This window comes from Amycolatopsis sp. NPDC004625, assembly GCF_040609695.1.
GTDB lineage: Bacteria > Actinomycetota > Actinomycetes > Mycobacteriales > Pseudonocardiaceae > Amycolatopsis.
Genome location: NZ_JBEXKX010000009.1, coordinates 234813 through 248643, shown reverse-complemented (window position 1 = coordinate 248643; position 13831 = coordinate 234813). Strand labels below are relative to the sequence as shown.

Below are 13831 nucleotides of genomic sequence, written 5' to 3'. Positions count from 1 at the left end.
CGGGCGGGTGCGGCCGTTCCCGAGCTTGTGGTACTCGACCCCCCCTGGGGGGGGCGGGGGGGTGTGGGCCTCGGGGGTAACCACCCCCGCCTTACCACTCACGACAAGCCGCGGGAGGGCTTACTGGCAGGCTTCGCAGTCGGGGTCGTCGATGCGGCAGGCGGCACCCTCGGTGGCCACGAAGTCCACGTCGGGCGCCGGGGCCGGCGTCGGCGCGGGAGCGGGCGCCGGCGTGGGAGCCGGGGCGGCCGGGGCGGGGGTGGCCGAGACGGCGTTCAGCTTGCCGTCGGTGCCGCGCAGGGTGCTCTTCTCCACGTGCGTCGCGGACTGCGCCCGCAGGTAGTACGTGGTCTTGAGGCCCTTGTGCCACGCGTAGCGGTACAGCTCGTCGAGCTTGCGGCCGCTCGGCGCCGCGATGTAGAGGTTCAGCGACTGCGCCTGGTCGATCCACTTCTGGCGCACCGAACCCGCGTCGACGATCCACTTCGACTCGATCTCGAACGCCGTGGCGTACAGCGCCTTCAGGTCGTCCGGCACGCGGTCGATCTGGCCCAGGGACCCGTCGAAGTACTTGAGGTCGCTGACCATGACCTCGTCCCACAGGCCGCGGGCCTTGAGGCTCTTGACCAGGTGCGGGTTGACGACGGTGAAGTCGCCGGACATGTTCGACTTGACGAACAGGTTCTGGAACAGCGGCTCGATCGACTGCCCGACCCCCGAGATGTTGGAGATCGTCGCGGTCGGCGCGATCGCCATCACGTTGGAGTTGCGCATGCCGACGGTCTTGACGCGCTCGCGCAGCGGCGCCCAGTCCAAAGTGGACGAGGTGTCGACGTCGAGGCCGTCACCCTGGCGGGCGTCGATGAGCAGCTGCAGCGAGTCGATCGGCAGGATGCCCTTGCTCCACAGCGATCCCTCGAACGACTGGTACTGGCCGCGCTCCTCGGCGAGGTCGGTCGACGCCGAGATTGCGTAGTACGAGAGGTGCTCCATCGAGACGTCGGCGAACTTGACGGCCGCTTCGGAGGCGAACGGGACGCCGATCTCGAACAGCGCGTCCTGGAAGCCCATGATGCCCAGGCCGACCGGGCGGTGGCGCAGGTTGGAGCGGCGCGCCTCCGGGATCGTGTAGAAGTTGATGTCGATCACGTTGTCCAGCATGCGGACGGCGGTGCGCACGGTCTTCTCGAGGCGCGCGGTGTCCAAACCGGACGGGGTGACGTGCTTGAGCAGGTTCACCGAGCCGAGGTTGCAGACCGCGACCTCGTCGACGGTGGTGTTCAGCGTGATCTCGGTGCACAGGTTGGACGAGTGCACGACGCCGACGTGCTGCTGCGGCGAGCGCAGGTTGCACGGGTCCTTGAACGTGATCCACGGGTGGCCGGTCTCGAACAGCATGGTCAGCATGCGGCGCCACAGGTCGACCGCGCGGATCCGGCGGAACACCTTGATCTCGCCGCGGTCGGCCATCGCCTCGTACTCGCGGTAGCGGGCGGCGAACTCGTTGCCGTAGAGGTCGTGCAGGTCCGGCGTCTCGTTCGGCGAGAACAGCGTCCACTCGGCGCCTGCCTCGACGCGGCGGAGGAACTCGTCCGGCACCCAGTTCGCGGTGTTCATGTCGTGGGTGCGGCGGCGGTCGTCACCGGTGTTCTTGCGCAGGTCGAGGAACTCCTCGATGTCGACGTGCCACGTCTCGAGGTACGCGCAGGCCGCGCCCTTGCGCTTGCCGCCCTGGTTGACCGCGACGGCGGTGTCGTTGGCGATCTTGAGGAACGGCACGACACCCTGCGACTGGCCGTTGGTGCCCTTGATGTGCGCGCCGAGGCCGCGGACCGGGGTCCAGTCGTTGCCGAGGCCGCCCGAGTACTTGGCCAGCAGCGCGTTGTTCTTGTAGGCCTGGAAGATCGAGTCCAGGTCGTCGTCCACCGTGGTCAGGAAGCAGGACGACAGCTGCGGGCGCGTGGTGCCCGAGTTGAACAGCGTCGGCGTGGAGGCCATGAAGTGGAAGCTCGAGAGCAGCTCGTAGAACTCGATCGCGCGGGCTTCGCGGTCGTCTTCCCGGATCGCGAGACCCATGGCGACGCGCATGAAGAACGCCTGCGGCAGCTCGAAGCGGGTGCCGTCGTGGTGCTGGAAGTACCGGTCGTAGAGCGTCTGCAGGCCGAGGAAGCCGAAGTCGAGGTCGCGCTCGGGGCGGATCGCGGCGGTGATCTTGTCCAGGTCGAACCGCTGCAGTTCGCCGTCGACCAGCTCCAGCTCGATGGCGCGGCGCAGGTAGGCGCGGAAGTACGCGGGGTACTCGGCCGCCATCTCGTCCTGGCTGGCCTGGCGCGGCTGCTTCGCGAGGTAGCTCAGCGCCTCGCCGCGCAGCTTGTCCAGCAGCAGCCGGGCGGAGACGTAGGAGTAGTTGGGCTCCTGCTCGACCAGCACGCGCGCGGCCAGGACCTGGGCCAGGGCCAGCTCTTCGGCGCTGATGCCGTCGTAGAGGTTGCGCTTGGCCTCGGCCAGCACCGGGCCGGCTTCGACGTCCTCGAGGCCGGCGACGGCCTCGCCCACGACGTGGGACACGCGGGCCCAGTCGAGCGGGCGCAGGACGCCGTCGGCGCCCTTGACGTTCAGGGCGACCTCGGTGGCGGCGGGCTTGGCGGCCTCGCGGGCCTTGCTGCGCTCCTCGCGGTAGAGGACGTAGGCGCGGGCGACCTTGTGGTGCTCGCCGCGCATGAGGGCGAGCTCGACGATGTCCTGGATCTGCTCGATGTGCAGGGCGGTCTCGGGGCCGGCGTGGCGCAGCAGGGTGGTCTCCACCTGCTGGGTCAGCTCCGCGACGACGTGGTGCACGCGGGAGGACGCGGCGGCGTCGCCGCCCTCGACCGCGAGGAACGCCTTGGTCAGCGCGACCGAGATCTTCCCGGCGTCGAACGGCGACACGCTGCCGTCCCGCCGGATGACCCGGATCGCGGTGGGTGCGTCGGCGGCTGACGGCCGCTGACCAGTTTCGACTGACATGCGTGTCTCCAAGTTTTCGGGCGCGTTCGATCGCCACACGGCGTCATGAGGCCGTGCGCTGCGGTTTCTTGAAAGCTGCCCGGCGACCCTCCGCAGCGGTCTCCCCGTCGCTGGGGGCTGCCGGTGTTGAGAGACTACATGTTGGGGTCGAGGCGCGCGCGGGACCCTAAATGGCGTGTCGCGGGTCCTCACCCTGCCGGGTTACGTGATCACCCAGAGGTGCTGCTCACGCCCCGAAACGCAGCACGGTGGCGGGCAGGGCGAGGCTCAGGAACGGCCGCCGGCCGGCCAGGTAGCCGAGCGGGCCGCGCGGGTTGACGGTCCAGTCGGCCGCGGCGAGCCCGGGCCGGATCTTCGCGCCGACGGGCGTCCGGACGGGGGTGCCGTCGCGGTCCTGGAGGACGTCGAACCGGCTGGGGAGGGCGAGCGGTGAACCCGGCCTGGGGGTGAAGGCGGCGGTGGCGATCCAGTCGTCGCCGGTCGCGGCGGTGTGGGTGCGGTCGGTGAACTGCAGGGTGGCGAGGTCCTTCGGGATGGCCCACAGCTCGCGGCCGCCGCGGAGGGAGACTTCGGAGTCGACCCAGATCTGCGTGATCGTGCAGGTGGTCCGCCTGCCCCGCACCGGGACGGCGGCCAGCAGCTCGTGGTAGGCGAGCTGCCCGGGCTCGCGGTAGGCGATCCAGGCGGTGAAGACGGTGGTGTGCCCGGCGACGGACAGGGCACCGGGGTGGACATCGCGCGCGGGGACGCGCCAGATCGAGACGTGCGCGTCGGCGACGAGGTGCCAGGGCTGCGGGGGATAGGCGGTCATTTCTCCAGCCAGGGCAGGTAGTCGGGCAGGTCCGTTTCGACGCGCATGCCGAACGCGGGCGGCCGTTTCTGCAGGAACGACAGGACCCCTTCGACGGCGTCCGGGTTCGCGCCGAGGCCGCCGATCAGGCGCGAGTCGAGCTCGTGCACCGGGAACGGCGATTCGGCGCTCGCCATCCGGTAGAGCAGTTGCCGGGTCACCGCGACCGACACCGGGGCGGTCGTCTCGACGATCTCCTGCGCGAGTTCCTTGGCTTCGTCGAGCACGGTTCCGGTGTCGACGATGCGGTGCACCAGGCCTTTTTCGAGGGCCTCGGCCGCGTCGAAGACCCGCCCGCTGATCATCCAGTCGAGCGCGGTGCCCATCCCGACGAGCCGGGGGAGGAACCAGGCCGAGGCGCCTTCGGGGTAGATGCCGCGGCGGGTGAAGACGAACCCGAACCGCGAGTCCGCCGACGCGAGCCGGTAGTCACACGAGAGAGTGATGGTGAGCCCGCCCCCGACGGCGGCACCGTGCAGGGCGGCGATCACGGGCTTGTGCATGGCGAAGATCCGCTTCGAGCACCGGCCGGCGGGCTCCTGCCATCCCTTGCCGGGTCCCTCGTCGGGGTCGAAGTCGAAGCCGCCCTGCGAGAGGTCCGCCCCGACGCAGAAGTCCCGGCCGGCGCCGGTCAGGACGACAACGCGCACGTCCTCGTCGCGGTCGGCCCGGTCCATGGCGGCGGCGAGCTCGTCGGCCATCCGGATCGTGTAGCCGTTGCGCGCCTCGGGCCGGTTCAGGGTGACCACGGCGACCCGCTCCGCGACGGCGTAGGTGATCTCGGCGTAGTCGGCCATGCGACGACGCTATTGCAGTCCGGCGCTACTGGCAAGGTGTCAATAGCGGTCCGCGGTCGGCGGGGCGATGGTCGGGGCAGTGCCGCGGCGGGCGCGGCGGCCTGCCCAGACCGAACCGCCACCGAGCGCGGCGGCGGAGACCCACGGGAGCACTGCACCGATCAGGACCACAGCCCCGATGAGCAGAACGAACAGGGAAACGATCCTGATAAAGGCTTCCCGGTCTCCAGTGAAGGCGAGGTGGATCAGCTGGGCGAGCAATGGAGCACCGCCTTCCCAGGCGCGCCGGGACAATTCTTCGCTCGCGGTGGCCGTGATCTTCTCCGTCATCCCGTCCTCGTCGCTTCCGTGTTTCCGGTTGTGCACGGGGTACCTCCTCGGCCCAATGGTCGTGCCGGGAGATCGTCCGCTGGTCCTCGGCGAGTCGGGGTCTCGAGCGGGTGAAGCGGGCAGGTCGTGGGCTACGCTGCACGCTGCTGCGGGTGGAGATTTCGCCCGCTGCGGGGGAGTAAGGAGGCGGGGGAGGGAGCCATCGCCACGCGCAGTGAGCGGCGTTTGTACGACGAGTTGCGCGCCCTCAGGGGCAGAGCTGATGCCGCACGCCGCCGAGCCGGGCTCCGCCCGTTGTCGCAGGACGAAACCGCACGGATCCTGCGCAAATCGCCATATCTCGTCGCCGATTTCCGTGGACAGCGGCTCAGTGACTGGCTGGCGGAAGATTTTTCGAAGGCCAAAACACCATCGGTCGGCAGTTTGGCCGCTGTGTATGCACTCGTGCGGCTGTGGTGCGAGCTGACCGGCGCCGCGGCTCCCGCGGAGAGGTACTGGGCGGACTTGCTGGAGGCCGCCCAGCCGGACCGATCGGCCCAGGGGCGGGGTCGGGCGGGAGCCGAGCCGGAAGGCGGCCCGGCTCACTTCCCGATCGACGACTACATCGCGGCGGCGGTCCGCGCGGCTCGAGAGCACCCTTACCCGGGCGTACTGCCGGGCAATACGCCGCCGCTCACCGAGGTATACGTGCGCCGGCGGGTCCGGGTGGACGAGAGACGGACCGGGTCGGCCGTGTCCGGAAAACTCGCCGCGAGCCCGGCCGCCGTCTTGGCCGGCGAGTCCGCCTCGTGGACGTCCATGCCGTCCGTCCGACGCGTGCCCGGCCGGATGTCCGCGGAAGAGATCTTGGACAATGATCGCATCTGCGTGGTCGTCGGCGCGCCCGGCGGCGGCAAGACCAGTCTGTTCCGCACCCACATGATCCGGGCGGTGGCGGCTAGGCGGGCGGGAGAACTCGAGACTTCGCTGCCGATCCTCGTGTCCGCGGCGGCCCTGTCAGGTAAGCCACTGGCGGCCGCGCTCGCGGAGGCGGCGACCGCCGAGCTGAGCCGTTTCGGCCTGCTCGAGCCACTGCCCGACGATCTGTTCAAGAGGTGCCCCTACGAGGACGTGCCGTGGCTCGTCATGGTCGACGGACTCGACGAAATCACCGACACGGCCGACCGTCGGAACCTCCTGGCGGCGTTGGATCAGATCTCCGACGGCAGCCGCGGGCGCCAGTACCGGTTCGTCATCGCCACCCGCCCCCTGCCCGAATGGGAGCTCGCTGTCCTCGGCGCACAGGCTCCCGTGTACGAACTGGAGCCGTTCACCTGGGCGGATCTGAACCGCGTGTCCGTCGACTGGTTCCGCGTGCTCGGGCTCGAAAATCCGGACCGGGTGGCCGAGCGGTTCGCGAACGCGGTGCGGCGGACCAGGGTGTTCGGCCTCGCCCGGACGCCGCTGATGGCAGCGTTGCTCTGCCAGCTGCACGGGGCGAACCCAGATGCTCCGCTGCCGGCCAGTCGAGGCGAGATTTACCGCAAGTACGTGGAGCAGCTGATGCGGCGCATGCAGAGTGCGGACATGTCGGGCATCCAAGCCCAGGTGCGGACCAGCCTGGAACGCTATGGGGACGAGGCACTGGGTGAGGGTTGGCGGACCCTCGAACGCCTGCCTGAACTGATCTCCCGGTCGGCGGCCGAGTTGCAGAGCGGCTCCCTGGTTTCGATCTTGGACATCGTCTCCGGGTTGCCTGGAGCCGCATGTCCCAAGCGGGTACCGGCCACCGTTTGGCGCGAGTACCTGCAAAGCCTGCTGCAACGCAGCGGGTTGGTGATGCTGCGCAGCGGCGAACTGTCCTTCTTCCACCAGACCATCGGGGAGTTTTTGGCCGCCGCACACGCAACGCGGTCAGCGTCGGCCTGCCTTGAGTCGCTGGCTGTCCTTTTCGGGAGAAAGCCACGAGTTGCTATCCTCGAACGGATCCTTGGCCGACGGGTACCGCCGCCGCCGGAGGTCGACACCTCGTTCACGGGATTCGTCCTCGATCAGTGCGGCGAAGTCCAGGACGCCGTCGCCGACTGCCTGCTCCGGCTGGTCGACCGTGGCGGCTTGGCCGGGTGCGAGTTCATCGCCGTCCTGCTGCGGCTTGGCACCGATGTGCCGCGAAGGGTCGTTCTGGCGATGGCGAGGAAGCTTGTCGACCTGGTCTGGGTCCTGGGCAACACCTTGAATTCGCCGCCTCCTCGTCGTGCTCGAGGAGTTGTACGCGGTGATCAGGGGCGGTTTGAAAACGCCTTCCTGGCCCTGCGCCTGCTGGCTGCCATCGGTGCGGAGGACGCGCTCGACCGGCTGCGCCTGATCGCTCGTGACAACGACCTCCACCCGGCGGTCCGGGCCAGGGCGGCCGAGGCCGTCGTCGACGTCGATGTCGATGTCGCCGCTGCGGTCGGATTACTGGACGAGCTGGCGAGGAACAAGTCGATCGGTTCGCGGATGCGGGCCACGCTCGCGGCGCGGGTCGAGTCGCTGGATCCGGACCATGTGTCCCGCTTGCTCGTCGATCTCGCCCGGGACGCCACGTTGGCCGGACGTGAACGGGTCGCGTCGGCCATGACCCTCCGCGGCCGGGGAGCGGCACTGGCGTCTGAACTACTCGCCGAGCTCGCCCTGGACGCGCGGGTGAGCGGTTACTCGCGAGTCCGGTCTGCTGCGGTGTTGGCTGGAGCTGGAGAGGTGCGCGGGATCGAACTGCTCGACGGACTCGCCCGTGCCGCCGACCTTCCGGTCTACGTGCGCGAGGAGTCAGTTCGTGCCCTGGTCAGGCATGGAGGTTCCAAGGCGGAGAGTGTGTTGTCGAAGCTGTCGTCGGACCTTTCGGTCGATCCGCACGTGGGGATCCGCGCGGCCGGGGCGCTGGCGGAGCGCGGGGATAAGGACGCGTTGCGGGAGCTCGAACGCATCGCGACGCAGCGCATGAGCGACCACAACGTGCGGATCGGCGCGGTCGAGATGCTGGCCTCCATGGCGGAGTACAACCCGATGGAGCTGCTGGAGTCGCTCGTCCGGGATACGACGCTCGATGACGACGGACGGCTCCGCGTCCTCGAGATCATGCTCCAGGTCGGCGGCCGTCGCGGAGGCGACGCGGTGCTCTCGCTGGTCGATGACCGCTCCCTCGGCGACCGCGCCCGGGTCTTCGTTGCTGGCCTGCAGGGATCCATCGACAAGCCGGCCGCGGTTCGCGTACTTCTCGGCTTCATCGGCGACAGCGACGTGACGGGGGTGGCCCGGGTCGACGCGGCGGAGCTGCTCGCCCATCTCCTGCTCGGCGAGTACGCGCGGCTGTCGGGCGCTATGGACGTCCGGACGAATGCCCCTGACGATTTTCGGCTCGACCCCGTCGGCAACATCGACCTGGACCGCGTGACGATCATCGATCTGATTGACGATCTGAGCCGCGACCGGAAGGTCTCCCGAGGTGATCGTGGCCGGGCGATCGACGTCCTTCGCCGCTTCTCCCTCTGGCGGCGCTAGACGGTGGACTTTACGTCGCACGATCTTAGTATCGATCGCGAAACAATCAGGCGTGCTTGATTTTTCTCCGCCCCGGTGCCACCCTGACCCGAGGAACGCAAGGAGGCGGGCGATGGCGGACCTCGGCGTGATCCTCGGGGATCTCGACGCGGAGACACGGACGATCGACGACGTGGTGGCGAACCTGCCCGCGTCCGGCTGGGCGCGGGCCACCCCCGCGGAGGGGTGGACGATCGCGCACCAGATCGCGCACCTGGCCTGGACCGACCGGAAGGCGCTGATCGCGGCCGCGCGCCCGGAAGACTGGCAGGCCGAGGTCGAAGAGCTGCTCAAAGCCGGGGAGACCTACGTCGACGACGGGGCGGCCGCCGGAGCCCAGCTGCCGCCGCCGGAGATCCTCGAAGACTGGCGGGACGGCCGCGCGCGGCTGGCCGAGGCCCTGAAAGCCGTGCCGGACGGGCAGAAGCTGCCCTGGTACGGGCCGCCGATGAGCGCCGCCTCGATGGCCACCGCGCGGATGATGGAAACCTGGGCCCACGGGCAGGACGTCTTCGACGCGCTCGGGCTCACCCGCGAGCCGACCGCCCGGATCTGGCACATCGCCCGCTTCGGCACCCGGACCCGCGACTTCGCCTACAAGGTGCACTCGCTCGCTCCGCCGGCCGAGGAGTTCCGGGTCGAGCTGACCGCGCCCGACGGCTCCACCTGGGCGTTCGGGCCCGAGGACGCCGAGCAGAAGCTGACCGGCACCGCCCTGGACTTCTGCCTCGTCGTCACCCAGCGGCGGCACCCCGCCGACACCGGCCTGGTCGCGCACGGCGCCGACGTCGAGGAGTGGCTCGGCATCGCGCAGGCCTTCGCGGGCCCGCCCGGGGCCGGCCGGACGCCGGGGCAGTTCGCATGACCTACCGCATCGGCAACGCCTCCGGGTTCTACGGGGACCGGTTCTCCGCCGTCCGCGAGATGCTCACCGGCGGGCCCCTCGACGTCCTGACCGGCGACTACCTCGCCGAGCTGACCATGCTCATCCTCGGCCGCGACCGGATGAAGGACGCGAACCGCGGGTACGCGAAGACGTTCCTCCGGCAGATGGAGGAAAACCTCGGGCTGGCGCGGGAAAAGGGCGTCAAGATCGTCGCCAACGCCGGGGGGCTCAACCCCGCCGGGCTGGCGGACGCGCTGCGGGAACTCGCGGCCAAGCTCGGCCTCGACGTCAAGATCGCCCACGTCGAAGGTGATGACCTCGTCAACCGCGCCGAAGAGCTGGATCTCGGGAAACCGTTGACCGCCAACGCCTACCTCGGCGCCTGGGGGATCGTCGAGTGCCTGAACGCGGGGGCCGACGTCGTCGTCACCGGGCGGGTCACCGACGCCTCCGTGATCGTCGGCCCGGCCGCCGCGCACTACGGCTGGGCCCGCGACGACTTCGACGCCCTCGCCGGCGCGGTCGCCGCCGGGCACGTCATCGAATGCGGGGCCCAGGCCACCGGGGGCAACTACGCCTTCTTCACCGAGCATTCCCTGGGCGTGCCCGGGTTCCCGATCGCCGAGATCGAAGCCGACGGCTCCAGCGTCATCACCAAGCACCCGGGCACCGGTGGGGTGGTCAACGCCGGCACGGTGACCGCGCAGCTGCTGTACGAAATCACCGGCGCCCGGTACGCCGGGCCGGACGTCACGACCCGGTTCGACACGCTGTCGCTGACCGAAGACGGGCCGGACCGCGTCCGGATCTCCGGTGTCCGCGGGGAAGCGCCGCCGCCGGCGCTCAAGGTTGCGCTGAACACCCTCGGCGGGTTCCGCAACGAGACCACGTTCGTCCTCACCGGACTCGACATCGAGGCGAAAGCCGCGCTCGTGAAGGAACAGCTCGAAGCGTCCATGAAGGACCGGCCACCCGCCGACGTCCGGTGGACCCTCGCCCGCACCGACCACGCCGACGCCGACACCGAGCAGACCGCGAGCGCGCTGCTGCACGTCGCCGTCAAGGACGCCGATCCGAAGGCGGCCGGGCGGGCGTTCACCGGTGCCGCCGTCGAACTCGCGCTGGCCAGCTACCCCGGCTTCCACGTGACGGCACCGCCGTCGGACGCCTCGCCGTACGGCGTCTACACCGCGGCTTACGTTGCTGCGGAGCAGGTTCCGCACGTGGCTGTCCTGCCCGACGGGATGCGTGTCGACATAGCGCCTTCGTCGTCCACTCAGGACCTGTCCGAAGTGGATGAACCGGCGCTGCCCGAGCCGCTCGGCCACGGGCCGGTGCGGCGGGTACCGCTGGGCACGATCGCCGGGGCCCGCAGCGGGGACAAGGGCGGCAACGCCAACGTCGGCGTGTGGGTGCGCTCCGAAGCGGCGTGGCGATGGCTGGTGCACCGGCTGACCGTCGCCGAGTTCAAGCTGCTGCTGCCCGAAACCGCCGACCTGCCTGTGACGCGCTACCTGCTGCCGAACCTGTGGGCGATGAACTTCGTCGTCGAGGGCATCCTCGGCGAGGGCGTCGCGTCGCAGGCCCGATTCGACCCGCAAGCCAAGGCCCTGGGTGAATGGCTCCGTTCTCGCGAGATCGACATCCTCGAGGTGCTCTTGTGACCGATCCTTTCCGGACTCCCGAACGGGCCGAGCTGCGCAAGACCGTGCGCAAGTTCGTCGAGCAGGAGGTCCTGCCGCACCTCGAGGACTGGGAGCGCGCCGGCGAGCTGCCACGGGACCTGCACCGCAAGGCCGGGGACCTCGGCCTGCTGGGTGTGGCCTTCCCCGAGGAGATCGGCGGGGGCGACGGCAACTACCTCGACGCCCTGGTCGTCGCCGAGGAGATGCACTACGCGGGTGGCTCCGGCGGCCTCTTCGCGTCCCTGTTCACCTGCGGCATCGCCGTTCCGCACATCGCCGAAGCGAACGATCCCGTCCAGATCGAACGCTGGGTGCGGCCGGCGCTCGAAGGGGCCAAGATCGGCTCGCTCGCGGTGACCGAGCCCGACGGCGGCTCGGACGTCGCCGGGATCCGGACCACCGCCGTCCGTGAGGGCGACGAGTACGTCGTCAACGGCGCCAAGACGTTCATCACCTCCGGCTGCCGCGCGGACTTCGTGACGACGGTGGTGCGGACCGGCGGCGACGGCGCCCACGGCCTCTCGCTCATCGTCGTCGAACGCGGGACGCCGGGGTTCACCGTGAGCCGCAAGCTCGAGAAGATGGGCTGGCTCTGCTCCGACACCGCCGAACTGTCCTACGTGGACGTCCGGGTGCCGGTCGACAACCTGGTCGGCGCCGAGAACAGCGGGTTCGCCCAGGTCGCCACCCAGTTCGTCACCGAACGGCTTTCGCTGGCCGTGCAGGCGTACGCGCACGCCCAGCGGGCGCTCGACCTGACCCTGGACTGGTGCCGGCTGCGCGAGACGTTCGGCCGTCCGCTCATCTCGCGGCAGGTCGTGCAGCACAAACTCACCGAAATGGCCCGTCGCGTGGACGTGGCCCGCACCTACGCCCGGCAGGCCGCGATCCGGCACGTCTCGGGCGAAGAGGTCATCGCCGAAGCCTGTTTCGCGAAGAACACCGCCGTCGAAGCGGCCGAGTGGGTGGTCAGCGAGGCCGTCCAGCTGCACGGCGGGCTCGGCTACATGCGCGAGTCCGAAGTGGAGCGCCACTACCGCGACGTCCGGATCCTCGGCATCGGCGGCGGCACCACCGAGATCCTCACCGGCCTGGCCGCGAAGCGATTGGGATACACCTCGTGACTACCTTGAGGTCCACAGTGGACACGCGGGCCGCCGAGTTCGGCGCGAACCGCGAGGCGATGCTGGAGAAGCTCGCCGAAATCGACGCCGAGCACGCCAAGGCCGTGGCCGGTGGCGGCGAGAAGTACGTCGAGCGCCACCGCAAGCGCGGCAAGCTCCTCGCGCGGGAACGGATCGAGCTGCTGCTCGACGAGGATTCGCCGTTCCTGGAGCTCTCGCCGCTGGCCGCGTGGGGGACCGACTACCGCGTCGGCGCGAGCCTGGTCACCGGGATCGGCGTCGTCGAAGGGGTCGAGTGCCTGATCTCGGCCAGCGACCCGACGGTCAAGGGCGGCGCGAGCAACCCGTGGACGACGAAGAAGTCCTTCCGGGCGGCGGACATCGCCGCCCAGAACCGGCTGCCGTCGATCAACCTCGTCGAGTCGGGCGGTGCGGACCTGCCGACGCAGAAGGAGATCTTCATCCCCGGCGGCCGGATCTTCCGGGACATCACGCGGGCCTCGGCCGCGGGCTGCCCGACGATCGCGCTGGTCTTCGGCAACTCCACGGCCGGGGGCGCGTACCTGCCGGGCATGTCGGACTACGTCGTGATGGTCAAGGAACGCGCGAAGGTGTTCCTCGGCGGGCCGCCGCTGGTCAAGATGGCCACCGGCGAGGAGTCCGACGACGAGTCGCTCGGCGGCGCCGAGATGCACGCCCGCACCTCCGGCCTGGCCGACTACCTCGCCGTGGACGAGGCCGACGCGATCCGCCTGGGCCGCAACATCGTCAAGCGGCTCAACTGGACCAAGCAGGGCCCGACACCGAAGCCGGACTACGCCGAGCCGTTGTACGACACCGAGGACCTGCTCGGCATCGTGCCGACCGACCTCAAGGTGCCGTTCGACCCGCGCGAGGTCATCGCCCGCGTGGTCGACGGCTCCGACTTCGACGAGTTCAAGCCGCTCTACGGCTCGTCGCTCGTCACGGGCTGGGCGAGCATCCACGGCTACCCGGTCGGTGTCCTGGCCAACGCCCAGGGCGTGCTGTTCGGCGAGGAGTCGCAGAAGGCCGCGCAGTTCATCCAGCTGGCCAACCAGATCCACACGCCGCTGGTGTTCCTGCACAACACGACCGGCTACATGGTCGGCAAGGAGTACGAGCAGAGCGGCATCATCAAGCACGGCGCGATGATGATCAACGCCGTGTCGAACTCGAAGGTGCCGCACCTGTCCGTCCTCATGGGAGCGTCCTACGGTGCCGGGCACTACGGGATGTGCGGCCGCGCCTACGATCCCCGGTTCCTGTTCGCGTGGCCGAGCGCGAAGTCCGCGGTGATGGGCCCGGCGCAGCTGGCCGGCGTGCTGTCCATCGTGGCCCGCGCGGCGGCCGAAAGCCGCGGCCAGGAGTACAACGAGGAACACGACAAGGCCATGCGGGCCATGGTGGAAGGCCAGATCGAAGCCGAGTCGATGCCGATGTTCCTCTCCGGCATGCTCTACGACGACGGCATCATCGACCCGCGCGACACCCGCACCGTGCTGGGCCTGAGCCTGTCCGCGATCCACAATGGACCAGTGAAGGGCGCCGAGGGCTTCGGCGTCTTCCGGATGTGA

General features: G+C 69.8%; 9 protein-coding genes. 5 read left to right on the top strand and 4 right to left on the bottom strand.

Features of this window, described 5'->3' with window-relative positions; genetic code table 11:
- Nucleotides 1–120 precede the first annotated feature (120 nt).
- The 4 genes from ABZW17_RS13270 to ABZW17_RS13255 form a co-directional block, all read right to left on the bottom strand.
- Nucleotides 121–3006: a ribonucleoside-diphosphate reductase subunit alpha gene (locus ABZW17_RS13270; protein WP_354812877.1), complete on the bottom strand. Its 2886-nt coding sequence runs from the start codon at nt 3004–3006 to the stop codon at nt 121–123.
- A 226-nt stretch (nt 3007–3232) separates the two neighbouring features.
- Nucleotides 3233–3817, bottom strand: coding sequence for an acetoacetate decarboxylase family protein (locus tag ABZW17_RS13265; protein ID WP_354812875.1), 585 nt, complete (start codon nt 3815–3817; stop codon nt 3233–3235).
- Nucleotides 3814–4653 (bottom strand): enoyl-CoA hydratase-related protein, encoded by an 840-nt coding sequence (locus ABZW17_RS13260; protein ID WP_354812873.1) that lies wholly within the window; start codon nt 4651–4653, stop codon nt 3814–3816. Before ABZW17_RS13260 ends, ABZW17_RS13265 begins: the two co-directional genes overlap by 4 nt.
- Nucleotides 4654–4692: 39 nt before the next feature.
- Complete coding sequence (locus ABZW17_RS13255) at nt 4693–4983, bottom strand: hypothetical protein (RefSeq protein ID WP_354812871.1); 291 nt, start codon at nt 4981–4983, stop codon at nt 4693–4695.
- Nucleotides 4984–5277: 294 nt separating this feature from the next.
- On the opposite strand from ABZW17_RS13255, the gene ABZW17_RS13250 reads away from it, so the two are divergent.
- From ABZW17_RS13250 to ABZW17_RS13230, 5 genes are all read left to right on the top strand, one after another.
- On the top strand, nt 5278–8502 hold the full coding sequence (locus ABZW17_RS13250) for a HEAT repeat domain-containing protein (RefSeq protein WP_354812869.1): 3225 nt from the start codon (nt 5278–5280) through the stop codon (nt 8500–8502).
- 112 nt (nt 8503–8614) lie between these two features.
- Nucleotides 8615–9406, top strand: a complete 792-nt coding sequence (locus ABZW17_RS13245) for a TIGR03084 family metal-binding protein (protein WP_354812867.1) — start codon at nt 8615–8617, stop codon at nt 9404–9406.
- Nucleotides 9403–11091 carry an acyclic terpene utilization AtuA family protein gene (locus tag ABZW17_RS13240; protein WP_354812865.1) on the top strand — a complete coding sequence of 563 codons (1689 nt, stop codon included), beginning with the start codon at nt 9403–9405 and terminating at the stop codon, nt 11089–11091. Before ABZW17_RS13245 ends, ABZW17_RS13240 begins: the two co-directional genes overlap by 4 nt.
- Nucleotides 11088–12236: an acyl-CoA dehydrogenase family protein gene (locus ABZW17_RS13235; protein ID WP_354812863.1), complete on the top strand. Its 1149-nt coding sequence runs from the start codon at nt 11088–11090 to the stop codon at nt 12234–12236. The genes ABZW17_RS13240 and ABZW17_RS13235 overlap by 4 nt, the downstream gene beginning before the upstream one ends.
- A complete protein-coding gene (locus ABZW17_RS13230; protein WP_354812861.1) occupies nt 12233–13831 on the top strand; it encodes a carboxyl transferase domain-containing protein in 1599 nt (532 codons plus the stop codon). The genes ABZW17_RS13235 and ABZW17_RS13230 overlap by 4 nt, the downstream gene beginning before the upstream one ends.